22 protein-coding genes are annotated in these 21,943 nt (G+C 72.0%); 11 read left to right on the forward strand and 11 right to left on the reverse strand.

The annotated features are described in order from the left end of the window. The first annotated feature begins 42 nt into the window (after nucleotides 1–42). Entirely contained in the window at nucleotides 43–1,761 is a 1,719-nt protein-coding gene (locus tag IRX98_RS05380) for a fumarate hydratase (protein WP_224274520.1), read from the forward strand. A gap of 3 nt (nucleotides 1,762–1,764) precedes the next feature. Here IRX98_RS05380 and IRX98_RS05385 read toward each other — a convergent pair whose 3' ends face one another. Continuing rightward, on the reverse strand, nucleotides 1,765–2,625 hold the full coding sequence (locus IRX98_RS05385; protein WP_224274522.1) for a MerR family transcriptional regulator: 861 nt from the start codon (nucleotides 2,623–2,625) through the stop codon (nucleotides 1,765–1,767). Nucleotides 2,626–2,726: 101 nt separating this feature from the next. Between IRX98_RS05385 and IRX98_RS05390 the strand changes: the two genes are divergently transcribed. Beyond that, a complete protein-coding gene (locus tag IRX98_RS05390) occupies nucleotides 2,727–2,963 on the forward strand; it encodes a hypothetical protein (RefSeq protein WP_224274524.1) in 237 nt (78 codons plus the stop codon). Between the two features lie 5 nt (nucleotides 2,964–2,968). Here IRX98_RS05390 and IRX98_RS05395 read toward each other — a convergent pair whose 3' ends face one another. Next, nucleotides 2,969–3,847, reverse strand: coding sequence for a MerR family transcriptional regulator (locus tag IRX98_RS05395; protein WP_224274525.1), 879 nt, complete (start codon nucleotides 3,845–3,847; stop codon nucleotides 2,969–2,971). Between the two features lie 104 nt (nucleotides 3,848–3,951). Between IRX98_RS05395 and IRX98_RS05400 the strand changes: the two genes are divergently transcribed. Further along, entirely contained in the window at nucleotides 3,952–4,641 is a 690-nt protein-coding gene (locus IRX98_RS05400) for a spermine/spermidine synthase domain-containing protein (protein WP_224274526.1), read from the forward strand. A 4-nt stretch (nucleotides 4,642–4,645) separates the two neighbouring features. Here the strand turns inward: IRX98_RS05400 and IRX98_RS05405 are convergent, their stop codons facing one another. Continuing rightward, the gene (locus IRX98_RS05405; protein WP_224274527.1) at nucleotides 4,646–6,532 is read right to left on the reverse strand and encodes a penicillin-binding transpeptidase domain-containing protein; all 1,887 of its coding nucleotides are present in this window, start codon (nucleotides 6,530–6,532) and stop codon (nucleotides 4,646–4,648) included. On the opposite strand from IRX98_RS05405, the gene IRX98_RS05410 reads away from it, so the two are divergent. After that, nucleotides 6,531–7,946, forward strand: coding sequence for a class II fumarate hydratase (locus IRX98_RS05410; RefSeq protein ID WP_224274528.1), 1,416 nt, complete (start codon nucleotides 6,531–6,533; stop codon nucleotides 7,944–7,946). The genes IRX98_RS05405 and IRX98_RS05410 overlap by 2 nt on opposite strands. A gap of 60 nt (nucleotides 7,947–8,006) precedes the next feature. Beyond that, nucleotides 8,007–8,660 (forward strand): DUF4396 domain-containing protein, encoded by a 654-nt coding sequence (locus tag IRX98_RS05415; RefSeq protein WP_224274529.1) that lies wholly within the window; start codon nucleotides 8,007–8,009, stop codon nucleotides 8,658–8,660. Between the two features lie 12 nt (nucleotides 8,661–8,672). Here the strand turns inward: IRX98_RS05415 and IRX98_RS05420 are convergent, their stop codons facing one another. The 3 genes from IRX98_RS05420 to IRX98_RS05430 all read right to left on the reverse strand — a co-directional run bounded on the left by IRX98_RS05420 (nucleotide 8,673) and on the right by IRX98_RS05430 (nucleotide 12,070). Further along, nucleotides 8,673–9,368 carry an aggregation-promoting factor C-terminal-like domain-containing protein gene (locus IRX98_RS05420; RefSeq protein ID WP_224274531.1) on the reverse strand — a complete coding sequence of 232 codons (696 nt, stop codon included), beginning with the start codon at nucleotides 9,366–9,368 and terminating at the stop codon, nucleotides 8,673–8,675. Nucleotides 9,369–9,732: 364 nt separating this feature from the next. Then, nucleotides 9,733–11,127 (reverse strand): RNA 5'-3' helicase PhoH2, encoded by a 1,395-nt coding sequence (gene phoH2 / locus IRX98_RS05425; protein WP_372456025.1) that lies wholly within the window; start codon nucleotides 11,125–11,127, stop codon nucleotides 9,733–9,735. A gap of 163 nt (nucleotides 11,128–11,290) precedes the next feature. Next, the gene (locus IRX98_RS05430) at nucleotides 11,291–12,070 is read right to left on the reverse strand and encodes an isoprenyl transferase (protein WP_224274536.1); all 780 of its coding nucleotides are present in this window, start codon (nucleotides 12,068–12,070) and stop codon (nucleotides 11,291–11,293) included. 95 nt (nucleotides 12,071–12,165) lie between these two features. Between IRX98_RS05430 and trhA the strand changes: the two genes are divergently transcribed. Further along, on the forward strand, nucleotides 12,166–12,891 hold the full coding sequence (trhA, locus tag IRX98_RS05435; protein ID WP_224274538.1) for a PAQR family membrane homeostasis protein TrhA: 726 nt from the start codon (nucleotides 12,166–12,168) through the stop codon (nucleotides 12,889–12,891). Between the two features lie 100 nt (nucleotides 12,892–12,991). Then, nucleotides 12,992–13,396: a hypothetical protein gene (locus IRX98_RS05440; RefSeq protein ID WP_224274540.1), complete on the forward strand. Its 405-nt coding sequence runs from the start codon at nucleotides 12,992–12,994 to the stop codon at nucleotides 13,394–13,396. On the opposite strand, the gene IRX98_RS05445 is transcribed toward IRX98_RS05440, so the two are convergent. After that, on the reverse strand, nucleotides 13,383–14,327 hold the full coding sequence (locus IRX98_RS05445) for a DUF1353 domain-containing protein (RefSeq protein WP_224274542.1): 945 nt from the start codon (nucleotides 14,325–14,327) through the stop codon (nucleotides 13,383–13,385). The two genes, IRX98_RS05440 and IRX98_RS05445, sit on opposite strands and share 14 nt — an antisense overlap. 51 nt (nucleotides 14,328–14,378) lie before the next feature. Here IRX98_RS05445 and IRX98_RS05450 point away from each other — a divergent pair, with 51 nt between their 5' ends. Then, nucleotides 14,379–15,512 carry a glycosyltransferase gene (locus IRX98_RS05450; RefSeq protein ID WP_224274545.1) on the forward strand — a complete coding sequence of 378 codons (1,134 nt, stop codon included), beginning with the start codon at nucleotides 14,379–14,381 and terminating at the stop codon, nucleotides 15,510–15,512. Between the two features lie 21 nt (nucleotides 15,513–15,533). Here the strand turns inward: IRX98_RS05450 and IRX98_RS05455 are convergent, their stop codons facing one another. Next, nucleotides 15,534–16,811: an FAD-binding protein gene (locus IRX98_RS05455; RefSeq protein ID WP_224274547.1), complete on the reverse strand. Its 1,278-nt coding sequence runs from the start codon at nucleotides 16,809–16,811 to the stop codon at nucleotides 15,534–15,536. Between the two features lie 73 nt (nucleotides 16,812–16,884). On the opposite strand from IRX98_RS05455, the gene IRX98_RS05460 reads away from it, so the two are divergent. The 3 genes from IRX98_RS05460 to IRX98_RS05470 all read left to right on the forward strand — a co-directional run bounded on the left by IRX98_RS05460 (nucleotide 16,885) and on the right by IRX98_RS05470 (nucleotide 18,734). After that, nucleotides 16,885–17,874 carry a YihY/virulence factor BrkB family protein gene (locus tag IRX98_RS05460; RefSeq protein WP_224274549.1) on the forward strand — a complete coding sequence of 330 codons (990 nt, stop codon included), beginning with the start codon at nucleotides 16,885–16,887 and terminating at the stop codon, nucleotides 17,872–17,874. A 285-nt stretch (nucleotides 17,875–18,159) separates the two neighbouring features. Further along, a complete protein-coding gene (locus IRX98_RS05465; RefSeq protein WP_224274551.1) occupies nucleotides 18,160–18,372 on the forward strand; it encodes a hypothetical protein in 213 nt (70 codons plus the stop codon). An 86-nt stretch (nucleotides 18,373–18,458) separates the two neighbouring features. Further along, nucleotides 18,459–18,734, forward strand: coding sequence for an amidohydrolase family protein (locus tag IRX98_RS05470; protein ID WP_224274554.1), 276 nt, complete (start codon nucleotides 18,459–18,461; stop codon nucleotides 18,732–18,734). Here the strand turns inward: IRX98_RS05470 and IRX98_RS05475 are convergent. Genes IRX98_RS05475 through IRX98_RS05485 form a run of 3 tightly spaced genes read right to left on the reverse strand, consistent with a single transcriptional unit; the run spans nucleotide 18,709 to nucleotide 21,914 of the window. Continuing rightward, nucleotides 18,709–19,653 carry a carbohydrate ABC transporter permease gene (locus IRX98_RS05475; protein WP_207082515.1) on the reverse strand — a complete coding sequence of 315 codons (945 nt, stop codon included), beginning with the start codon at nucleotides 19,651–19,653 and terminating at the stop codon, nucleotides 18,709–18,711. The genes IRX98_RS05470 and IRX98_RS05475 overlap by 26 nt on opposite strands. Further along, nucleotides 19,650–20,585, reverse strand: a complete 936-nt coding sequence (locus IRX98_RS05480; RefSeq protein WP_207082516.1) for a carbohydrate ABC transporter permease — start codon at nucleotides 20,583–20,585, stop codon at nucleotides 19,650–19,652. Before IRX98_RS05480 ends, IRX98_RS05475 begins: the two co-directional genes overlap by 4 nt. A 3-nt stretch (nucleotides 20,586–20,588) precedes the next feature. Continuing rightward, a complete protein-coding gene (locus IRX98_RS05485) occupies nucleotides 20,589–21,914 on the reverse strand; it encodes an ABC transporter substrate-binding protein (RefSeq protein WP_207082517.1) in 1,326 nt (441 codons plus the stop codon). Between the last annotated feature and the right edge of the window lie 29 nt (nucleotides 21,915–21,943).

Raw genomic sequence — 21,943 nt, forward strand, 5'->3', positions numbered from 1 at the left:
CGCGTCGCACCACGGCCGGGGCGCGGCGTACGCTCAGGTCCCGTGACGACCGCTGCCACCGGCCCCGAGTTCCACTACTCCGACCTCCTCCCGACCGCCGGCTCCAACGGCGCGGACGAGACCCCCTACCGGTTGATCACCACCGAGGGCGTCTCCACCACCGAGGTCGACGGACGCACCTTCCTGAAGGTCGAGCCCGAGGCGATCCGCCGGCTCACCGAGGAGGCGATGCACGACATCAGCCACTACCTGCGCCCCGGCCACCTGGCGCAGCTGCGCAAGATCATCGACGACCCCGAGGCCTCGGGCAACGACCGCTTCGTCGCGCTCGACCTGCTCAAGAACGTCAACATCTCCGCCGGCGGCGTGCTGCCGATGTGCCAGGACACCGGCACCGCGATCGTGATGGGCAAGAAGTCCGAGGGCGTGCTGACCGGCGCCGACGACGGCGAGGCCATCAGCCGCGGCGTGTACGACGCCTACACCCGGCTCAACCTCCGCTACTCCCAGCTCGCGCCGCTGACGACCTTCGAGGAGAAGAACACCGGCACCAACCTGCCGGCGCAGATCGAGCTCTACGCGACGCCCGCCAAGGACGTCCCGGAGTACAAGTTCCTCTTCATGGCCAAGGGCGGCGGCTCGGCCAACAAGTCCTTCCTCTTCCAGGAGACCAAGGCCGTCCTCAACCCGACGCGGCTGATGGAGTTCCTCGACGAGAAGATCCGCTCCCTCGGCACCGCCGCGTGCCCGCCGTACCACCTCGCCGTCGTCATCGGCGGCACCAGTGCGGAGTTCGCGCTCAAGACCGCGAAGTACGCCTCCGCGCACTACCTCGACGACCTCCCGACCGAGGGCTCGATGAGCGCCCACGGCATCCGCGACGTCGAGCTGGAGGAGAAGGTCTTCGAGCTCACCCAGTCCTTCGGCATCGGCGCGCAGTTCGGCGGCAAGTACTTCTGCCACGACGTCCGGGTCGTGCGCCTGCCCCGCCACGGCGCCTCGTGCCCGGTGGCGATCGCCGTCTCGTGCTCGGCCGACCGCCAGGCGCTCGGCAGGATCACGCCGGAGGGCGTGTTCCTCGAGCAGCTCGAGACCGACCCCGCGCACTACATGCCCGACGCCGGCCTGGCCCACGACATCGAGGGCGGCGCGGTCGTCCCCATCGACCTCAACCAGCCGATGCCGGACATCCTCGCCGAGCTGTCGAAGCACCCGGTCAAGACCCGCCTCTCGCTGACCGGCCCGCTCGTCGTGGCGCGCGACATCGCGCACGCCAAGATCAAGGAGCGTCTCGACGCCGGCGAGGAGATGCCGGCCTACCTGAAGGACCACCCGGTCTACTACGCCGGTCCGGCCAAGACCCCCGAGGGGATGCCGTCGGGCTCGTTCGGCCCGACCACCGCCGGTCGCATGGACTCCTACGTCGAGCAGTTCCAGGCCGCGGGCGGCTCGATGGTGATGCTCGCCAAGGGCAACCGCTCCAAGCAGGTGACCGAGGCGTGCGGCACGCACGGCGGCTTCTACCTCGGATCCATCGGCGGCCCGGCCGCCCGGCTCGCCCAGGACTGCATCCGGTCCGTGGAGGTCGTGGAGTACGAGGAGCTCGGCATGGAGGCGGTCTGGAAGATCGAGGTCGAGGACTTCCCCGCCTTCATCGTCGTCGACGACAAGGGCAACGACTTCTTCACCGACCCGTCCGGCGCCGTGACCGTGCCGCTGAGCTCGTTGACCGCCGGGATCCGGGTGCGCTCGGCGGAGTAGTCCTCAGCGTGCGGTGAGGCGGTCCGCCAGCGACGCCGCGGCCACGCCGGGCTGGTGCCCGAGCGCCTCGGCACCCTCGATGCGCCCCTGGTGGGCGCCACCGAGCAGGACGGTCGTGGACGTGGAGATGGCCTGCACCGCCTCGCGGACCGCAGGGAGGTCCTCGACCGTCGGGACGGCGAGCACCACGGCGTCGGGGCCGAGCTCGCGCACGGTCTCGACCCAGGCCTCGACCGGCAGGTCGGCGCCGAGGTATGTGACCTGCACCCCGCGGCTGCGGAGCACCATCGCGAAGCCCATCACGCCGAGCTCGTGGCGCGAGCCACGTGCCAGCCCGACCAGCACGCGCGGCGCCTCGTCGGGGTGCGGGAGCTGGTGGAAGGCCTGCGAGAGGCGCCGCAGCACCGCGGCACTGACGAAGTGCTCTCCGGCCACCGTCACGTCACCGCGCTGCCAGGCCTCGCCCAGGCGCACCAGCGAGGGCATCAGCCACTCGTCCACCACGTCGGCGAGGTCGGCCTGCGCGAAGACCTTGTCCAGGGTGCTCTCGAGGCGCACCACGTCGAAGTCCTGCCCGCACGTCACGAGCTCGTCCAGGTGCGACAGCGGCGACCCCGGCGGCGGCGCGTCGCCGGCGATGGCGCCGGCCCGGTCCTCGAGCACCTTCCTCGCTGCCTCGCGCGGGGCCCACCCGGAGTCGACGAGGTCGCGCATCACGGCCAGTCGCCGCACCGACTCGTCGTCGTACAGGCGGTAGTTGCCCTCGGAGCGCACGGGCTCGACGACCCCGTAGCGCTGCTCCCACTTGCGGAGCGTCTCGCGGGGTACGCCGGTGAGCTGCGAGGTGCGGCCGACGGTGTACACACCCCAAAAGGTACACCACGTTGGACAAACCCTGTACAGACCCTCTACGTTCGGCTTACCCACAACAGTGGACAAACTGTGGACAACCCGGGAGCGCGACCATGTCGGACACCTACCAGCTCACTGCAGAGGACCAGCGCCTCGGCGTGTGGCTGCGCTCCGCCGGCATCGCCGCCATCGCCGCCGCCGCCCTCGGCTCGGTCCTCTTCGCCGGTCCGGCCGCGTCCGAGCTGCCCTCGACCGACAGCACGTGCCAGATCAAGGTCGTCGGCGATGCCTGGACCGGCCAGGGCTGCGACGACGCCTCCGAGCGTCCTGCGGAGGGCGCCGCGAACTGACCTCGTCAGGCCCGCGCCGGGGCGTGGTGGAGCCGCTGCGCGAGCGCCACCGCCGCCGCACCGGGCAGGTGGCCGAGGCTCTCCCCACCGGACACCGCGTCCTGGTGGGCCCCGCCGACGAGCACCTGCGTGAGCTCCCCCAGCGCCTCCACCGCCTCGCGCACCGCGGGCAGGTCCTCGAGGGACGGCACGGCGAGCACGACGGCTTCGGGCCGGACCAGCCCGACCGCCCCGATCCAGGCCTCCAGCGGGAGGTCGCCGCCGAGGTAGGTCACGGCGACGCCGTGCGCGCGGAGCACCACCGCGAAGGCGAGGACCCCCATCTCGTGCCGGGACCCGCGCGCGAGACCGACGACGACGCGAGGACTCGTCGGAGGGGCGGGTGGCAGCGACTGGAAGAGCAGGCCGAGCCGGCGGTGCACCGCAGCCGTCACGAAGTGCTCGCCGGCCACCGACACCCCACCGCGCTGCCACGACCGCCCCAGGCCGCCGAGCGCGGGCATCAGCCAGTCGTCGACCACGCGCGCGAGGTCGGCGTCCGCGAAGGCGTCGGCGAGCAGCCGCTCCAGCCGCGGGACGTCGAAGTCGACCGCGCACGCCACGAGCTCCTCGACGCGCCCGTCGGTGCTGGTGGCCTCCCGGCGCGGCAGCTGCGCCTCGGCCGCCGCCGGGTCCTCGACCACGTGGCGCGCGGCCTCCTGCGCCGACCAACCGGCGTCGACGAGGCTGCGCATGACGCTGAGGCGACGCACCGCGTCGTCGTCGTAGAGCCGGTAGTTGCCCCGGGACCGCTGCGGGACCACCACGCCGTAGCGCTGCTCCCACTTGCGGAGGGTCCCCGTCGGCACGCCGGTGAGCGCTGCGGCCCTCCCGACGGTGTACACCTGACCACCGTAGAACGCGGACCGCCCCGCGAGAAGGACTTTCGCGCCGCCCGCGGACACCCCGGGGTGAGGACGCACCGCGCCGACGTGGGCAGGATGGTGGCGTGGACAGCGTGAGCAGCGTGGGGAACGTCGAGATCGCCCGGGCCGAGACCGAGCGCGGAGAGGTCGTGCTGCGACGGCGTACGTCGGACAGCGCGGCCGACGTGCTGGAGCTGCGTGTCAACGGCGTCTTCGTGATGGACACCCTCGAGACGACCAGCGAGATCGAGCTGGCCGCCCAGGCGCTGGCCCTCGTCGAGCAGCCCTCGTCGGTGCTCATCGGCGGGCTGGGACTGGGCTTCACCCTCCAGCGCGTCCTCGCCGACCCCCGCGTGGAGCGGGCGGTGGTGGTCGAGATCGAGGAGGTGCTCGTCCGCTGGATGCGCGACGGCACCGTGCCCCACGGGCCTGCGGTGCTCGCCGACACCCGCGCCACGGTCCTCAACGCCGACATCACGATGGCGATCGCCGAGGCACGCTCCACCTACGACCTGGTGCTGCTCGACGTCGACAACGGACCGGGCTACCTCGTCCACGACGGCAACGAGTCGGTCTACCAGGCGGAGTTCCTCACCCGCTGCCGCGAGCTGCTGAGCCCCGGCGGGGTGCTGGTGGTGTGGTCGGCCAGCGCCTCACCCGAGCTGCTGGCGGTGCTGCGGGAGGTCTTCGGCACGGCCGAGGAGCAGGCCCACCACGTGCTGCTCCAGGACCGCCCGGAGGACTACTTCCTCTACCTCGCGCGCCGGACCTGAGCCCTCAGCGCAGGAACGCCTCCAGCACCGGCCCGGCGGTCTGCGAGCCCGAGACGCCGGTCTCCACGAACACCGCCACCGCGAGGTCGCCGCGGGTGGCGATCATCCACGCGTGGGTGGGCAGGTCGCCGGCAGCGTTCGGCTCGCCGTACTCCGCGGTGCCGGTCTTGGCGCCGATCTCGCCCGGTACGTCGAGCAGGAACCGGCCCGAGCCGGTGGTCACCACGGCCCGCATCAGCCCACGGAGGGTGCCGGCCTCCCGGCCCGTCAGCGGCACCTCCGGCGCGACCTGCTGCACCTCGTGGTCCGGGAGCAGCACCGGCAGCACAGTGCGGCCCGCGGCGACGGAGGCGGCGACCGTGGCCATCGCGAACGGGCTGGCGAGCACGGTCCCCTGGCCGATGAGGTCGGCTGCGGCACCGGTCTCGGTCTCGGCCGGCGGCACCTGGCCGAAGTAGACGCCGAAGCCGAGGTCGTGGTCGACCCCCAGCCCCAGCGCGGCCGCCGCCGCGGAGAGGTCACCCGTGGCGAGGCGGTCGGCGTTCGCGATGAGGGCGGTGTTGCAGGACTGCGCGATCGCCTGGACGAAGGGGATGTCGCCGATCGCGCTGGACGGGTAGTCGTCGTAGTTCTTGAAGGAGCGGCCGTCGACCACCGTGGTCGGCGGGCACGACACGACGTCGTCGACGGCGAGCCCGCTGCGCAGGAGCGCCAGCGAGCTGACCACCTTGAAGGTCGAGCCGGGGGCGTACTGTCCGGTCGCCGCCAGGTCGGCGCCGGCGGCACCCTCGCCGTTGGCGGTGGCGAGGATCGCCCCGTCCGACGGGCGGATCGCGACCAGCGCGGCAGCCGGAGCACCTGCGCCGAGGGTGGCGAGCGCGACCTCGGCACGCGACTGGAATTCCGACGACAGCGTGGTGACGAGGTCGGTGCCGTCGGTGGCCGGCACCTCGAAGAGGGTCCGCAGCACGTCGTCAGCACCCCGCGCGACCACAGCGGTGCCGGGGCTGCCGCGCAGCTGCTCGTCGTAGCGCGCCTGGAGGCCCGACAGCCCCACCTCGTCGCCGGCGACGATGCTGCCACCGGACTCCTCGACCACCTCGGCGGTCGCCGGGCCCACCCGGCCGAGCAGGGCGGCGGCGAACTCCCGCGTCGGGGCCAGCGGCAGGGTGTCGCGGACCGCGAGGGCTCCGGGCACCCGGCGGAAGGCGGGCAGCACCTCGAGCGCATCGTCCTCGCGGAGCACGAGCGCCTCAACGAAGGCCTCCGCCCCCATCGCCTCCGCGCGCTCGGCGTACGCCGCCGCGTCGACGTCGAGGACGCGGGCGATCCGGCGCGCGCTGCGCGCGACCTGCGGGCCTTCCACCTTGGTCTTGTCGAGGCCGTAGCGCAGGACCGGGCGCTCGGTGACCAGCACCTCTCCCCCGTCGCCGATGATGTCGCCGCGCTGCGGAGCCAGTGTCCGCAACCCGACCGTCTCGCCCTCGGCGAGCCCAGGAGCCAGGTCGTCGGGTGACCAGGCGACCGCCCAGGTGCTGCCGTCGCCACCCTGTGTCAGCCCCACGGTGGTCTCGTACTCCCACGCCGCGGTGTCCGAGACGTCCCATCGCCAGGCGAGGGTCGCCTCCGCGCGCCCCTCCTCCTCCACCTCCAGGACGTCGACGACGTCGACGGCGACCGGCACCTCGTCGAGCGGCGCGACCAGCTCCGCGAAGGCCGCCCGCTGCGTCTCGGCACTCAGCGGCACCTCCCCCAGCGAGTGCTCCGAGAGCGCCGCGGCGAGGTCGGTCGCGAGATCAGCGGCGGGGTCGGTGTCGTCGCCGCCGAGCGCGGAGCAGGCCGAGGCGACCCCCACGAGCACGACGGCCATCCCGAGACGGAGTGAACGCATGGCTCCATCGTGCCGGGGTACGGTCGATGTCGTGAGCGAGACACGCACCGAGCACGACTCGATGGGCGAGGTCGAGGTTCCTCGCGAGGCACTCTGGCGGGCGCAGACGCAGCGCGCGGTCGAGAACTTCCCGATCAGCGGACTGGCCCTCCAGCCGCGCCACGTCCAAGCGCTGGCGCACGTGAAGGCAGCGGCCGCGAGCGCGAACGCCGCGCTCGGCGTCGTCAGCCACGAGCAGGCGCACGCGATCGTGGCGGCCGCCGACGCGATCGTCGCCGGGGACCACGACGGAGAGTTCCCCCTCGACGTGTTCCAGACCGGGTCGGGCACCAGCTCCAACATGAACGCCAACGAGGTGATCGCCACCCTCGCCGCACAGGCCGGCGTAGAGGTGCACCCCAACGACCACGTCAACGCCTCCCAGAGCAGCAACGACACCTTCCCCACGAGCATCCACGTCGCGGCGACGCTCGCCGTGGTCGACGACCTCGTCCCCGCGCTGGAGCGGCTGGCGTCGTCGTTCGAGGCGAAGGCAGAGGAGTTCGCCGACACGGTCAAGGCCGGGCGCACCCACCTCATGGACGCCACCCCGGTGACACTCGGCCAGGAGATGGGGGCGTACGCCGCCACGCTGCGCCTCGGCGTCGAACGACTCGAGGCGGTGCTGCCGCGGGTGCGCGAGCTGCCGCTGGGCGGCACTGCCGTCGGCACCGGCATCAACACCCCCGCCGCGTTCGCGGAGCGCGCCATCGCGGCGCTGGCGGAGCGCACCGGGCAGCCCTTCACCGAGGCCCGCGACCACTTCGAGGCCCAGGGCACCCGGGACTCGCTCGTCGAGCTGTCCGGAGTGCTGCGCACGGTCGCCGTCGGCCTGACCAAGATCTGCAACGACCTGCGCTGGATGTCGTCGGGCCCGACCACGGGCCTGGCCGAGATCCACCTGCCCGACCTGCAGCCCGGGTCGAGCATCATGCCCGGCAAGGTGAACCCGGTCCTGCCCGAGGCGACGCTCATGGTGTGCGCGCGGGTGGTGGGCAACGACGCGACGATCGCCTGGGCCGGCGCCTCCGGCAGCTTCGAGCTCAACGTGATGATGCCGGTGATGGCGCACGCGCTGCTGGAGTCGGTCCACGTGCTGTCCACCTCGACGGTCCTGCTCGCCGAGCGCTGCGTCGACGGCATCACCGCCGACGCCGACCGGATGCGTCGCTACGCCGAGTCGTCGCCGTCGGTCGTCACGCCGCTCAACGCGCACATCGGCTACGAGCAGGCTGCCAAGGTCGCGAAGAAGGCGCTCGCCGACGGCGCGACCATCCGCGAGACGGTGGTCGCGATGGGCTTCGTCGAGCGCGGCGACCTCACCGAGGAGCAGCTCGACGCAGCACTCGACGTGGAGTCGATGACCGGACGCTGAGCCGGCGCGGGTCTCGTCGTCCCCTTGACCCAGATACCCCCCGGGGGTATGTTCCGAAGCATGGAGCACACCACTCGCCACGACGTGCACCCCGAGGGGCGCCACGACTCGCACCACGACATGGGCACCAACGCGATGGCGCTCTCCGCCACCCTCCACTGCCTCACCGGCTGTGCCATCGGCGAGATCCTGGGGCTGATGATCGGCACCGCGCTCGGACTGGGCACGTGGACCACCATCGCGCTCGCGGTCAGCCTGGCCTTCCTGTTCGGCTACGCGCTGTCGACCCTGCCGCTGCTGCGGGCGGGGCTCGGCGTCGGCACCGCGCTCAGCATCGTGCTCGCCGCCGACACCCTCTCGATCGCGACGATGGAGCTGGTCGACAACTCCGTCATGGCACTCGTGCCGGGCGCGATGGAGGCCGGCCTGGTCAATCCGGTCTTCTGGCTGTCGATGATGCTGGCCCTGACGGTGGCGTTCTTCGCAGCCTGGCCGGTCAACCGCTACCTGCTCGCCCGCGGCAAGGGCCATGCACTCACGCACGAGTACCACGGCGCCGAGCCGACCGGGGCCCGTCGCTTCATCCCCGAGCTGGCGACACCGACGCTGGTGGCCGCCATCGCGGCCTTCATGCTCGGCGGGCTCGTGGTGTCCGTCGCCGACGACCTCGGCGCGGAGCCGGCCTCACCGCACTCGGCGCCGGCGCTCCGCTGAGGACCGACCGGCTCAGTACCAGTTGTTGCCCTGCTTGAAGCTCCACGCGCTGCACGGCGTGCCGTAGGTGTCCCGGATGTACTCCAGGCCCCACCGGATCTGCGACTCCGCGGAGGTCATGTAGTCGGCCGGGAGGTCGTGGAGCTGCGTCAGCGCCTGCGGGATGCCGTACGCCGACGACGTCGGGTTGTCGGCGTCGACGCGCCAGTCGGACTCGCTGACGTAGAGCTGGTCGAGGCACGAGAACTGGTCGGAGGAAAAGCCGTACGCCGGCAGCAGCGCGCGGGCGATGTCGCGCGGGTCGCCCTCGGACAGCGTCTCGGAGCGGGTGACCGCGGAGCCGGCCGACATCTCAAGCGCGGCGGCCTTGGTGGCGTCCGTGCGCCGCGCGGAGCGGGAGACCGTGGTGCGCTCCCGGGGCTGCTCGGGAGCCGCCGCGCCGGCGCCGGCGCCGGCGACGCCGGACGCGTCGGTGGTCGGCGTACTGCTGGACGTCGCGGTGCCGGTCGGCGCGGCGACGTCTGCCGCCGCCGGGGTCAGCACGTCCGGGTCCTGCGCTGCCAGGCCGCCGCTGACGCTCACGCCGGTCGCCGCGGCCGCGAGGCCGGACAGGACGAGGCCGGTGCGCAGGGCTCGACGCGAGGCACGCGCGGCCTTGTGCTTGCCGGGGGCGCGGTGCGTGGGGACGTACTTGTCAGGCTTGGGCACGAGAGCTCACGGGGGGTCGACGACGGGGGTGCACGCGTCGCGAGGACGCGCGGACGACCGTCCCGGACCCGGGCGGTGGAACGAGGTCCTGGCGGGGTCCCCCGACCCTGCCGACGACCAAGATCACGAAACGGTCACGAGCCACCATGCATGAGGCGCGGAGGGCGTGCAAACCGAACCCCACAACTGCTCGCGCCTCATTCGTCACATGAGCCACTGGCGCCGCTTTGCTCCCACCTGTCACACGCCCGGCGGGCCAGGTGGGGGAAGTCTTGCGGAGTTGGGGCGTTGCAACACCCCAACAGCGCGGGAGTCCCCGCTTGAGCGGGGACTCCCGCACGAGGCGAGACGAGGCAACAACACCTCAGAGCGTGACGTCCTCCAGCATCTCCGTCACGAGCGCCGCGATGGGCGAGCGCTCGGAGCGGGTGAGCGTGACGTGCGCGAAGAGCGGGTGGCCCTTGAGCTTCTCGACCACCGCCACGATGCCGTCGTGGCGTCCGACCCGCAGGTTGTCGCGCTGGGCGACGTCGTGGGTGAGCACGACCTTGGAGTTGGCGCCGATGCGCGAGAGGACCGTCAGGAGGACGTTGCGCTCCAGCGACTGCGCCTCGTCGACGATGACGAAGGCGTCGTGCAGCGACCGGCCGCGGATGTGGGTCAGCGGCAACACCTCGAGCATCCCGCGGTCCATCACCTCGTCGATGACGTCCTTGCCGGTGAGCGCGCCCAGGGTGTCGAAGACGGCCTGGGCCCAGGGGGACATCTTCTCGTTCTCCGAGCCGGGGAGGTAGCCGAGCTCCTGGCCGCCGACGGCGAAGAGCGGACGGAAGACCACGACCTTCTTGTGGTGGCGGCGCTCCATCACGGCCTCGAGGCCCGCGCACAGCGCCATCGCGGACTTGCCGGTGCCGGCCCGCCCACCCAGGGAGACGATGCCGACCTCGGGGTCGAGGAGCATCTCCAGCGCCACCCGCTGCTCGGCTGAGCGGCCGTGGATCCCGAAGGCGTCGCGGTCGCCGCGGACCAGGTGCACCCGCTTGTCCGCGCCGACCCGCCCCAGCGCCGTGCCGCGCTCGGAGAGCAGCACGAGGCCGTTGTGGCACGGCAGGTCGCGTGCGTCGGCGAGGTCGATGACACCGTCCTCGTAGAGCTCGTCGAGATCGGCGGCCGGCACCTCCAGCTCCGTCATGCCGGTGTAGCCCGAGTCGCTGATCGTCTCGGCGCGGTACTCCTGGGCGTCGAGGCCGACGGCCGAGGCCTTGATCCGCAGCGGGAGGTCCTTGGAGACGAGGGTGACGCGGTGGCCTTCATTGGCCAGGTTGCGCGCCACGGCGAGGATCCGGGTGTCGTTGTCGCCCAGCCGGAAGCCCGAGGGCAGCGAGGCGGCGTCCGTGTGGTTGAGCTCCACACGCAGGGTGCCGCCCTGCGAGCCGATCGAGACCGGCTCGTCGAGGCGGCCGTTGACGACCCGCAGGTCGTCGAGCGCCCGCAGCGCCGCCCGGGCGAAGTAGCCCAGCTCGGGGTGGTGGCGCTTGCCCTCGAGCTCAGTGATCACCACCACGGGGAGCACGACCTCGTGCTCGGCGAAGCGGGTCAGCGCGCCTGGATCGGCGAGCAGGACGCTGGTGTCCAGGACGTAGGTCTGACGCTCACCGCTGGTGGAGCCGGGCGATGCGGAGCTGGATGAGGACTTGCTGGCCACGACTAACCCCTTGCTGCGGGTCGGCGCGCACACTCCTCGCCCGGCCCGTGTCATTCAACGGACCGGAGAGCTCCCATTCGAGTGCTCAAGGCTGCCTCCCGGTTCAGCAGGCTTCCCCACCTGCCGATGTCGCGAAAGTACGCCCGCGCGCGGGCCGATCCGGGGCGACACGCCCGAACGCGAGGTGACGGTCAGATGACGTCTGCCGACGGGCGGGTCAGCCGCCGAAACGGCGCTCGCGCGCGGCGTACGCACGGATCGCGCGCAGGAAGTCGACGCGGCGGAAGTCGGGCCACAGCGCCTCGCAGAAGTAGAACTCCGAGTTCGCCGACTGCCACAGCAGGAAGCCACCCAGGCGCTGCTCGCCCGAGGTGCGGATCACGAGGTCGGGGTCGGGCTGGCCCTTGGTGTAGAGGTGCTCGGCGATGTGCTCGACGTCGATGAGGTCGGCGAGCTGCTCCAGGGAGGTGCCTCGCGTGGCGTGCTCGGCGAGCAGGGCGCGTACGGCGTCGGCGATCTCGCGGCGACCGCCGTAGCCGACCGCGACGTTGACCAGGATCCCGTCGATGTCCCTGGTCGCCTCCTCGGCGGCCTTGAGCCTGGCGGCGGTCTCGGGCGGCAGCAGGTCCAGGGCGCCGACAGGGTGGATGCGCCAGCGACCGGCCTCGGCCAGCGACTCGACGGCGCCCTCGATGATCGTCAGCAGTCCGGTGAGCTCCTCGGGCGGGCGGTTGGTGAGGTTGTCGCTGGACAGCAGCCACAGCGTGACGACCTCGACACCGACCTCCTCGCACCAGCCCAGGAGCGGGCGGATGTTGTCGGCACCGGCCTGGTAGCCCTCGGCGGTGTTGAGGCCGACGGCCTTGGCCCAGCGCCGGTTCCCGTCGAGCATCACGCCGACGTGCTTCGGGATCATCTCGGTCGGGAGGAACTTCACCACCCGGGACTCGTAGGCCGGGTAGAGCACCCGTCGCACCGCGTCCTTGAGCCTCACCACCCACCGATGGTAGCGCCGTGTGACGGAGCCCTCTGCGTCGCTCGCGTGCGCGCGTCACCGCTCAACCGGTAATTTCGTCCCATGGAGACCACGACATGACGCCACGCGACCGTGTCGAGCACGCCGTCGAGCGTGCTGGCGAGGTCATGGCCGACAAGATGGCCGAGGTCAAGCCCCACCTGCGCGGCTGGCTCCACGCCGGGACCGCACCGCTGGCCCTCGCCGCGGGCATCGTCCTCGTGGCCCTGTCGCCCACCCCGTTGACCCGCATCGGCTCCCTGGCCTTCGCCCTGTCGGCCCTGCTGGTCTTCACCGTGTCCGCGATCTACCACCGCGGCAACTGGTCCCCGCGCACGTGGGCGTTCCTGCGGCGCTTCGACCACGCCAACATCTTCGTGCTCATCGCCGGCACCTACACGCCCTACGCGCTCCTCTTCCTCGACGGCACGGCGCGCACGACGCTGCTGGTCGTGGTCTGGGCGGCTGCGATCGCGGGCGTGGTCTTCCGCGTCTTCTGGACCGACGCGCCGCGTTGGCTCTACACGCCGATGTACATCGCCCTCGGCTGGGCGGCCGTCTTCTTCATCCCCCAGTTCATGGAGGGTGCCGACCGCTTCAGCAGCGGCGTCGCCATCGCCACCCTCGTCCTGGTCGCCGCGGGCGGCATCCTCTACACCCTCGGTGGCGTGGTCTACGGCCTCAAGCGCCCGAACCCGTCACCGCGGTGGTTCGGCTTCCACGAGGTCTTCCACTCCTTCACCGTGCTCGCCTTCGCCGCGCACTACGTCGGCGTCTCGCTGGCGACGTACTCCCTGCGCTGAGGCGTCCGCGCGACGGGTGAGGTCGCTCACGATCGGAAACGATCGTCGGGTCGCGGGCGTCGTACAGGGGTACGCCCTGTCGCCGACCCGAACCCGTGAGATGACCCGCCCCGAGAAGACGCAGCCCGAGAAGACGCAGCCCGAAGCCCGCAAGCCCCTCCTCGACCTGTCCCTGCCCCAGCTCGTCGCCGGTGCGGTGGCCGCCGCCACCGCCGCGATCCTGAGCAGCCAGATCGGCCTGCTCGGCACGGTCGTCGGCGCGGCCTTCGCCAGCGTGGTGTCGGCGGTCGTCACCTCCGGCCTCGTGGGCGGGTGGCAGCGCGTGCGCACGGTCCCGAGCCGCTTCCCGCGCAACGTGAACGGCATGCTCGTGACCGCAGCCGCCCTCGGTCTCGTCGCGGTGGCCCTCCACACCGGCGTCGACCTGCTGACCCGCGACCTCCCGCGTGACACCTTCGCCGCGCGCTGGCTCGCCGAGATCGGCGTCGGCGTCAGGCGAGGCTGACCCCGGAGAGGACGGCGAACACGGCGAGCGCCCCGACCACGACCACCGCGGCCAGCGCCCACGCCAGGAGGGCGGATCGGCGGGCGAGCCGCTCGAGCGCGAGGTAGGTCGCCCCGATGACGGCGACCCCGACGGTCACGTGCAGCAGGACGGCGAGCATCACCCCGGCGATGGCGCCGGCCATCCGCAGCCGCCCCCACAGCAGGCTCAGCGCGAGCGGCAGCACGATCGCCCCCGACAGCCCGCCGAACAGCTCCTGCCACCACGGCCGGTCCCCCATCCACGGCACGTCGACGGCGCCGAACCACGACCGGTCGAACAGGTCGCTGGTGGCGCTCCAGCCGAGCCAGAGGATCGTCACGATGGTGAGGGCCGCCGCCACCCGGTAGGACCAGTGGCGCGCCCGCGACCATGGCACGGCGCGACCGACGAAGATCGTCGCGACCGTCACTGCCGTCCACACGATCCAGCGGCGGATGACACCGGTGCCGGTGTCGGCCATCGCGTCACGGAAGACCCGGTCGGCCTCGACCCGGTCGACGGTGCGCCCGTCGGTGGAGACGTAGGACGTCGGGTCGTCGCGCCCGGCCACCAGCGCGTCGTGCAGCAGCGCCGCCGGCAGGTGGGCACCGGTCTTGGGCACCAGCCAGGTGAAGAGCGCCGGCACCGAGGTCAGGTCGGTGCGGAACGTTGCGTCGGCCGGCACCAGCAGCTCACCGAGGTGGCGGTCGCGGTAGGCCAGGCGGCGCTCCAGCGAGAAGGTCTCGATGCCCTCCTCGGCGTGGCGCTCGAGGACGATCCGCATCTCCTCGGCCGGGTCGGGCGGCTGGCCCGGAAAACCCTCGCGGGGCAGCGTGCCGCCGTCGTAGAACCGGCTGACCTGCTGCTCCACCTGGTCGGCCATCCGGCTGACGCGCTCCCGAGCCTTCATCCATCCAGTGTGGCGCGCCGGACCGACATCTGTCCGTAGGGTGGCGCCACCATGCGCCTCCTCTGCACCTTCGTCGGCGGGCTCGGACACCTCGCCCCGCTCCTCCCCGTGGCCCGCGCCGCGCGGGACGCCGGCCACGAGGTGGCGATCGCCGGGTCCGGCGGGCTGGTGCCGCGGATCGAGGAGGAGGGCTTCGCGGCGTACGCCACCAGCGAGACGTCCCACCACGGAGCGGCCACGAGCCGCGATCCCGCACCGTTGGCAGTGATGGGCGCCCGGGCGAGCGAGGTGGAGTTCGCGCAGAACTTCGCCAGCAGGGGCGCCCGACGCATGGCGGGCGCCATCCCTGCGGTCATCGAGGACTTCGGGCCGGACCTCGTGCTGCGTGACGAGACCGACCTCGGCACGACCGTCGCCGCCGAGCTGACCGGCGTGCCCGTCGCGACCCACCTCGTGCTGGCCTCCGGCCTGCTGGTGCGTCCCGAGCTGGTAGCCCCGGAGCTGGACGCCGTACGCCTCGAGCACGGGCTGGACGCCGACGCCGGGCTGAGCCGCCTGACCTCCGGCCTCGTCCTGTCCGACGCGCCTCCCGGCTTCCGCAGCCCCCACGCGCCGCTGCGCCTCGAGCCCACCCACTACCGGTCGAGCGCCGCGGTGCGGTCGCACCGCACGGGCAGCCGGCCTCGCGTCTACGCCACGCTCGGCACCATCTTCAACAAGACCTCCGGCGACCTCTTCGAGCGCCTCCTCGACGGTCTGGGCGCCCTCGACGCCGACGTGGTCGTCTCGATCGGCCGCGGCCTCGATCCCGCCGACCTCGGCGCGCAGCCCCCGCACGTGCGCGTGGTGCCCTTCGTGCCCCAGTCCGAGGTGCTGCCCGGAGTCGACGTGGTGGTCTCCCACGGCGGCTCCGGGAGCCTGGTCGCCGCGCTCGCCCACGGCCTCCCGTCCGTCCTGCTGCCGCTCGGCGCCGACCAGCCGCACAACGCGGTCCGCGCGGCCGAGCTCGGGCTCGCGTCGACGCTGGACGCGGCCGACGCCACCCCGGAGGCCATCGCCGCGCACGTGGGCACCGTGCTGCGGGACGACGCGATGCGCGCTCGCTGCGCCGCGGTGGCCGACGACGTACGCGCCCTGCCGGACGTCACCGCGGCAGTGGCGGCGCTGGAGGACGCCGTCGGCTGACCCAGCGAGCCGTCGGCTGACTCAGTGCGGCGGCAGGAGCAGGTCGTTGCGGAAGACGCCGTCCGGGTCGAGACGCCGGCGAAGGGCATCGAAGGCGGCCAGGTCGTACGCCCCGGCCGGTGTGCGCAGCTCCGGGGTGGCCGCGATCTTGCCCCAGTGCGCCCGCGGCTCCCAGGGCGCCAGGGCGTCCTCGACCGCCCGGAGCGCCGGCATCACCAGGTCGGGGTCGGGTCGCCAGGTGAAGTGCGCCATGACCGAGTCGCGACCCCGCAGCGGGCTGAGCCACAGGTCGTCGGAGGCGGCGGACCGGATCTCGTGGACGAGCAGCGCGGGTGCGACGACGTCGCTGATGCGCGCGAGCGTGGGCAGCAGGTGGGGGGCGGCCTCCCGGGGCAGGAAGAGCTCGCTCTGGAGCTCCTCGCCCACGCTGGGCAGGTGCGAGGCGCGGAAGTGCGGGAGGCGTTCGTGCCACGGGCCGGGCGACCCTTGCTGGGGGGAGGCGGCGGACGGGTCCACGCCCGGGACCGGGTGCACCTCGCGGGTGGCCGGGGCGCGCGAGGCCAGGCACGGCGCCGGGGTGCCCGGGTGGTCGAGCCGCTCCTTGACCCAGACCGAGGAGACCGTGGCCGGGTCAGACAGGTCGGTGAAGACGCTCACGCTGGTGCCGCTGCCCAGGACGGCGAGCATCTGCTCGGCCACCTCCGTCGCGGGCAGCCCCTCCCAGACCCGCTGGCGGACCTCGTAGGTCGGCTCGGTGCGCAGCCACAGCCGCGTCACCACGCCCAGCGCGCCGAGCGCGAGCACGGCACCGGCGAAGTCGGCGTGCGCGGAGTCGAGGCGCACCAGATCGCCCGACGCGGTCACGAGCTCGACCGCGACCACGGCGGTCGCCAGCGATCCGAGGTCGTCGCCGGATCCGTGCGTGCCGGTCGCGCAGGCGCCCGCCACGCTGATGTGGGGCAGCGAGCCGAGGTTGTGCAGCGCACGGCCTCGGGCCTGGAGCACGGGAGCGACCTCCGCGTACGTCATCGCGCCGGGCACGACGGCAACCGCACCGTCGTCGCCCTCGATCTCGACGGACAGGCCGAGGTCGCGGGTGCTGACGTGCACCCCGTCGGTGTCGGCCACGTTCGAGAAGGAGTGCCGGGAGCCGAGCGCCCGCACCCGGTCGCCGGCGGCGGCCGCGGCGGCGACCACGTCCTGGAGCTCGGCGACGCTCCCCGGGCGGACGAGCTCCCGAGCCGCGTACGTGAGGTTCCCGGACCAGTTGGTCCGGCGGCTGCGGTCGGGCGTGCTCACAGGTGCTCCTCGAGGTGGGGGCTGCCGGGCCACTGCGTGCAGCGCGACCCGACGGAACGCCTAGTCTGCCGCCATGACCACCGCGCGCACCGTGCCCGTCACCACCGAGATGGACGGTGACGAGCTCGACGCCGAGGACGCCTGGCACCTGGCCCGCCACCACGGCCTGCGCAAGATCGCGGTCGAGTCCTTCGTCCGGTTCCGCTACGGCGACGGGTTCACCAACTCCCGCGCGCTCGCGCTGCAGGCGTGCCTGGCGGTCGTGCCGTTCATGCTCGCGTTGACCGGTCTCGCCTCCGACATCGACGAGGAGCGTCCGGCGGCCGTCGTCGCCCACGTGGTCGACGCCCTCTCCCCCGGCTCCGGCGACGGCGACGCGCTGGCCACCGCGGTGGACGACTCCGACACCTCCGAGACCGCGGGCGAGGTGGCGCTGGTCCTCGGCCTCGGCTTCGCCCTGCTCTCGATGACGACCGCCTTCGCCCAGGTCGAGCGCGGCGCCAACCGCATCTACGGCATCCGGCGCGACCGCGAGGCGCTGCACAAGTACGGCCGCGCCGCCGTGCTGACGGCCGTGCTCGCGGTGCCGGTCGGCATCGGGTTCGTGATGATCGTCGGGGGCAACGCGCTGGGCGACGCGATGGCCGAGAACTACGGCTGGTCCGAGCGCTCCGTCCTGTGGTGGAACATCCTCCGCTGGCCGCTCGGCCTCGGCCTGCTGGTGTTCGCCATCGCGGTGCTGCTCGACCACGCCCCGCGACGCCGGCAACCCGCCCTCTCCTGGCTGGCCCTCGGCTCGGGCATCGCGGTGGCACTCACCGCCGTCGCGACCGCCGGGCTGGCGGCGTACGTGTCGCTGAGCGGGTCGTTCGGCAGCGTCTACGGCCCGCTGGCCGGCATCTTCGCCCTGCTGCTGTGGGCACTGCTGTCGTCGATCGCGTTCTTCTACGGCACCGCGGTCTGCGCACAACTCGAGGCGCTGCGGGCCGGCGAGACCACACCGGCCCTCGACGACCCCGGCCGGCCGCACGCGCGGACCGTCGGCAACGGCGCCGTCGACTGATGCTCCTCGCGGCCGCTGCGGTGGTGACCCCGACGCGGGTCCTCGCGCCGGGGTGGCTGCTCGTCGAGGGCGAGCGCATCGTCGAGGTCGCCGACGGCACACCACCGCGCTCCCCGGACCTCGACCTGGGTGCAGCCACGGTCGTGCCCGGCTTCGTCGACCTCCACGTGCACGGCGGCGGCGGGGCGTCGTTCGACACCGGCAGCCCACCGTCGCGACCTGCTCACCGCGCCCGACGCTGCGAGCATCGACGCGCTGATCGACGCGGGCGAGGGAACCGTCCGGATGGTCACGATCGCTCCCGAGCTGCCCGGCGGCCTCGACGCCGTACGCCGACTCGCCGACGCCGGCGTGGTCGTCGCGATCGGTCACACCGACGCGTCGTACGACCTCGTGCGGGCCGCGATCGATGCGGGCGCGCGAGTGGGCACCCACCTCTTCAACGCCATGCCCGGCGTGCACCACCGCGACCCCGGGCCGGTCGGCGCACTGCTCTAGGCACCGGTCGACGTCGAGCTCGTCGCCGACGGCGTGCTTCTGCACCCCTCGGTGCTGCGGGCGGTCTTCGCCGCCAAGCCGGGTCGGTGCCTGCTGGTCACCGACGCGATGGCGGCGCCCTCGCCGGCTCGACGCTCACGATGGACGCGGCGGTCCGCCATGCCGTGCGCACCGCCGGCCTGCCCCTGCTGGAGGTGGCGTACGCCGCCAGCACGGCGCCCGCGCGCGCGTGGGGCCTGCACGCCGTCGGCGCGCTCGAGGCCGGCCGCCGCGCCGACCTCGTGGTCCTGGACGAGGACCTCGAGGTCGGGCGCGTGATGCGAGCCGGGGTCTGGCTCAGCCCTTGGTCGACCCGAGCGTGAGCCCGGAGACGAACTGCTTCTGCAGGGCGAAGAACACCACCAGCACCGGCAGCGCGACGATGATCGAGCCGGCCGCGACGAGGTTGGTGTCGGTGAAGAACTGCCCGCGCAGGTTGTTCAGCGCCGAGGTCACCGGCAGCTTGTTGCCCTGCTGGATGAGCACCGTCGCCCAGAAGAACTCGTTGTAGACCCACGTCACCTGCAAGGTGGCCAGGGCCGCCAGCGCGGGGCGTACGAGTGGCATCGTGAGCTGCCAGTACTGACGCCACACGCTGGCGCCGTCGAGCTCGGCGGACTCGTAGATCTCGTGCGGCAGCGTCTTCATGTAGTTGCTGAGCACGAAGGTGCAGAACCCCATCTGGAACGCGGTGTTGACCAGGATCAGCGCCCAGAAGCTGTTGAGCATCGAGCCGGAGTCGCTCATGAACAGCGGGAGCGGGATCTCGCGGAACATCCGGAACACCGGGATCAGCAGCGCCTGCGGAGGGAGCAGGTTGGCAGCGAGGAAGACCCCGAGCAGCGTCAGGTTGAAGCGGTAGCTGAACCGGGCGAGCACGAAGGCGACCATCGACGACAGCCACAGCGTCAGGAGCACGGCCGGGATCGTGATGAGCAGCGAGTTGCGCATGTGGAGCCCGAAGTTGCCGCGCGACCACGCCTCCTCGTAGTTGGACGTGGTCCACCCGCCGAAGGAGAGGTAGCCGTTGACCTGGGTGTACTCGTACTCGCGGAACGAGTTGATCAGCGCCCACAGCAACGGGAACAGCCAGGCCAGGGCCAGGAGCGCGATGATCACGGTGACCACGACGCCGCGGGGCTTGCTCATCACGCCGCCCTCGACGCGCCTGGGCGGGGTGGAGCGCGCGGCGTCCGTCGACGGGGTCGGGCCCGTCGTGGGCGGGACTGCCTGGGTGGTCATCCTCGACGCTCCTCACGGAAGACGTTGCGCAGGTAGATGGTGATGAAGATCGACGAGATCAGCATCATGATCACCGCGAGCGCCGACCCGAAGCCGTACCTCGTCGCCTCGCCGATGACGTTCTGCGCCACCAGGGCACCGATCAGCTCGAGGCCGTTGCGCCCCTTGTTGACCACCCACACCAGGTCGAAGGCACGCAGCGACTCGATGACGACGATGACGATCACGACCATGTTGATCGGCCGCATCACCGGGAAGATCACGTGGAAGAACGTCTTCACCTCGCTCGCGCCGTCGACCGCCGCGGCCTCGCGGAGGCTGGCGTCGACACCCTTCAGGCCGGCCAGGTAGATCAGCATGATGTAGCCGGTGTGGCGCCAGGCCGTGGCGACCAGCACCGCCCACAGGTTGACGTCGGGGTCGCCGTACCAGTCGACCTGCGAGCCGAAGACGTCGTTGATCAGGCCCTGGTCACGGGAGTAGAAGAGCTGCCAGATGAAGCCGATGAGGGCCAGTGACAGCACGACCGGCATGTAGAACGCGGTCTGGTAGATCCGGCTGCCGCGCACCTCACGGTCGAGCAGGACCGCGAGGAACATCCCGAACAGGGTCGGCAGGAAGAACAGGAACGCCAACCAGATGAGGTTGTGCCGGATCGCGGGCCAGAAGGCCGGGTAGATGGTGACGATGTCCTCGTAGTTCTGGAGGCCGACCCACTCGATGGTGTCGAGGTCGCCGAAGCCGTTCCACTTGCCGAAGGACAGCACCACCGAGAGCAGCGCCGGGACCCAGACCAGTGCGAGCACCAGGAACAGCGGGATCGCCACCATCGTGATGACGGTGAACCGGTCCCGCCCCGGGAGCTTCTTCTCCCGGCCCTGGGGCGGTGCGCTCGTCTGCTCCCGGGGCGGCGCCTCGTCGATGTGTGCCATGGCTCAGCCGAAGATCGAGGCGGCCTGCTCCTGGATGCTGGCCGTGATCCCGTCGATGTCGTCGGGGTTCTTCAGGAAGTCCTGGATCGAGGGGATCATCACCGTGTTGGCGAAGTCGGCGTTGGTGTCGCGGTCCATGAACTGCGCGATGTTGGCCGCCGCGCCCACGACCTCGGCCGACTTCTTCTGCAGGTCGCTGTAGGTCGAGGTGCTGGCATTCTCGTTGGCGGCGATGAAGGGGGCGTCCGCGGCGTTGTTGCCGGCGTCGGCCGCAGCCGCGCTGCCGAGCCACTTCGCCATCGCCTTGCCGGCCTCCACGTTCTGGCCGGCCGACGACACGCAGAAGCCGTCGATCGGGGCGTCGAGGGCGTCGGAGCCGATGGAGGAGTCGAGCTCGGGGAAGGTGAAGAAGTCGAGGTCCTCACCGTTCTCGCCGAGGGCGTCGACGACGAAGGTGCCGAGGAGGTACATGCCGCACTCGCCCTTGCCCATCGCGGTCGCGGCCTCCTGCCAGGTGCGGCCCAGCGGGTCCTCCTGGTGGTAGGGCAGCAGCTGGCGCCAGGTGTCGAAGACCAGCTTGACCTCGTCGCCGTCCCACTGCTCGTCGCCGGCCATCAGGCTCATGTGGAAGTCGAAGCCGTTGAGGCGCATGTTGAGGATGTCGAAGGTGCCCATCGCGGGCCAGCCGTCCTTGTCGCCGAAGGCGAACGGGGTGACGCCCTTGCCCTGCATGTCGTCCATGAGGGCCATGAAGTCGTCGTTGGTCTCCGGCGGCGCCCAGCCGTTCTTCTCGAAGACGGACTTCCGGTAGAACACCGCCCACGGGTAGTAGCTGATCGGCACGAAGTACTGCTTGCCGTCCGAGGCGGTGGCGGCCTGCTTGAAGGAGTCGCCGAGGCCGTCGATGGGCCACTGGTCGCTCAGGTCGGTGATCAGCCCGTTCTCGGCGAACTGTGACATCCGGAAGCCGGCGAACCAGGTGAAGACGTCGTCAGGGGTGCCCTGGAGGTAGGTGTTGATGCTCTCCTGGAACGTGTTGTGGTCGACGGCGTTGAGCGCGACCTCGGTGCCGCTCTCCTTCGCGTAGGCGTCGGCGATCGCCTTGAGGCGGTCGTAGGCGGCGCCCACACCCTCGGCCTCGTTGATGCCGAACTTCACCGTGGCCCCGGAGCCGGTGGCGGGTCCGGACTCGCCACCGCAGGCGGCGAGCAGGTTGGCCCCGCCGACCGCCAGGCCGCTCAGCGCCATGCCCCGCAGGACGGAGCGGCGTGATGCGGCCATGGTGGTGAGCGCCGAGCGGGGGATGGCGCTGGAACGGGAAAGTGACACGGGTGCCTCCTGAGACAAAACCAAACAGG

This window comes from Nocardioides lacusdianchii (assembly GCF_020102855.1).
Taxonomy (GTDB): Bacteria; Actinomycetota; Actinomycetes; order Propionibacteriales; family Nocardioidaceae; genus Nocardioides; species Nocardioides lacusdianchii.

Bases quoted from the DNA above. Each gene is read 5' to 3' on its own strand.
- IRX98_RS05390 (WP_224274524.1), top strand. From the start codon at position 2,727: ATGTCGGACACCTACCAGCTCACTGCAGAGGACCAGCGCCTCGGCGTG.
- IRX98_RS05410 (WP_224274528.1), top strand. From the start codon at position 6,531: ATGGCTCCATCGTGCCGGGGTACGGTCGATGTCGTGAGCGAGACACGC.
- IRX98_RS05405 (WP_224274527.1), bottom strand. From the start codon at position 6,532: ATGCGTTCACTCCGTCTCGGGATGGCCGTCGTGCTCGTGGGGGTCGCC.
- IRX98_RS05415 (WP_224274529.1), top strand. From the start codon at position 8,007: ATGGAGCACACCACTCGCCACGACGTGCACCCCGAGGGGCGCCACGAC.
- phoH2 (WP_372456025.1), bottom strand. From the start codon at position 11,127: ATGACACGGGCCGGGCGAGGAGTGTGCGCGCCGACCCGCAGCAAGGGG.
- trhA (WP_224274538.1), top strand. From the start codon at position 12,166: ATGACGCCACGCGACCGTGTCGAGCACGCCGTCGAGCGTGCTGGCGAG.
- IRX98_RS05440 (WP_224274540.1), top strand. From the start codon at position 12,992: ATGACCCGCCCCGAGAAGACGCAGCCCGAGAAGACGCAGCCCGAAGCC.
- IRX98_RS05445 (WP_224274542.1), bottom strand. From the start codon at position 14,327: ATGAAGGCTCGGGAGCGCGTCAGCCGGATGGCCGACCAGGTGGAGCAG.
- IRX98_RS05450 (WP_224274545.1), top strand. From the start codon at position 14,379: ATGCGCCTCCTCTGCACCTTCGTCGGCGGGCTCGGACACCTCGCCCCG.
- IRX98_RS05460 (WP_224274549.1), top strand. From the start codon at position 16,885: ATGACCACCGCGCGCACCGTGCCCGTCACCACCGAGATGGACGGTGAC.
- IRX98_RS05465 (WP_224274551.1), top strand. From the start codon at position 18,160: ATGGTCACGATCGCTCCCGAGCTGCCCGGCGGCCTCGACGCCGTACGC.
- IRX98_RS05475 (WP_207082515.1), bottom strand. From the start codon at position 19,653: ATGACCACCCAGGCAGTCCCGCCCACGACGGGCCCGACCCCGTCGACG.
- IRX98_RS05480 (WP_207082516.1), bottom strand. From the start codon at position 20,585: ATGGCACACATCGACGAGGCGCCGCCCCGGGAGCAGACGAGCGCACCG.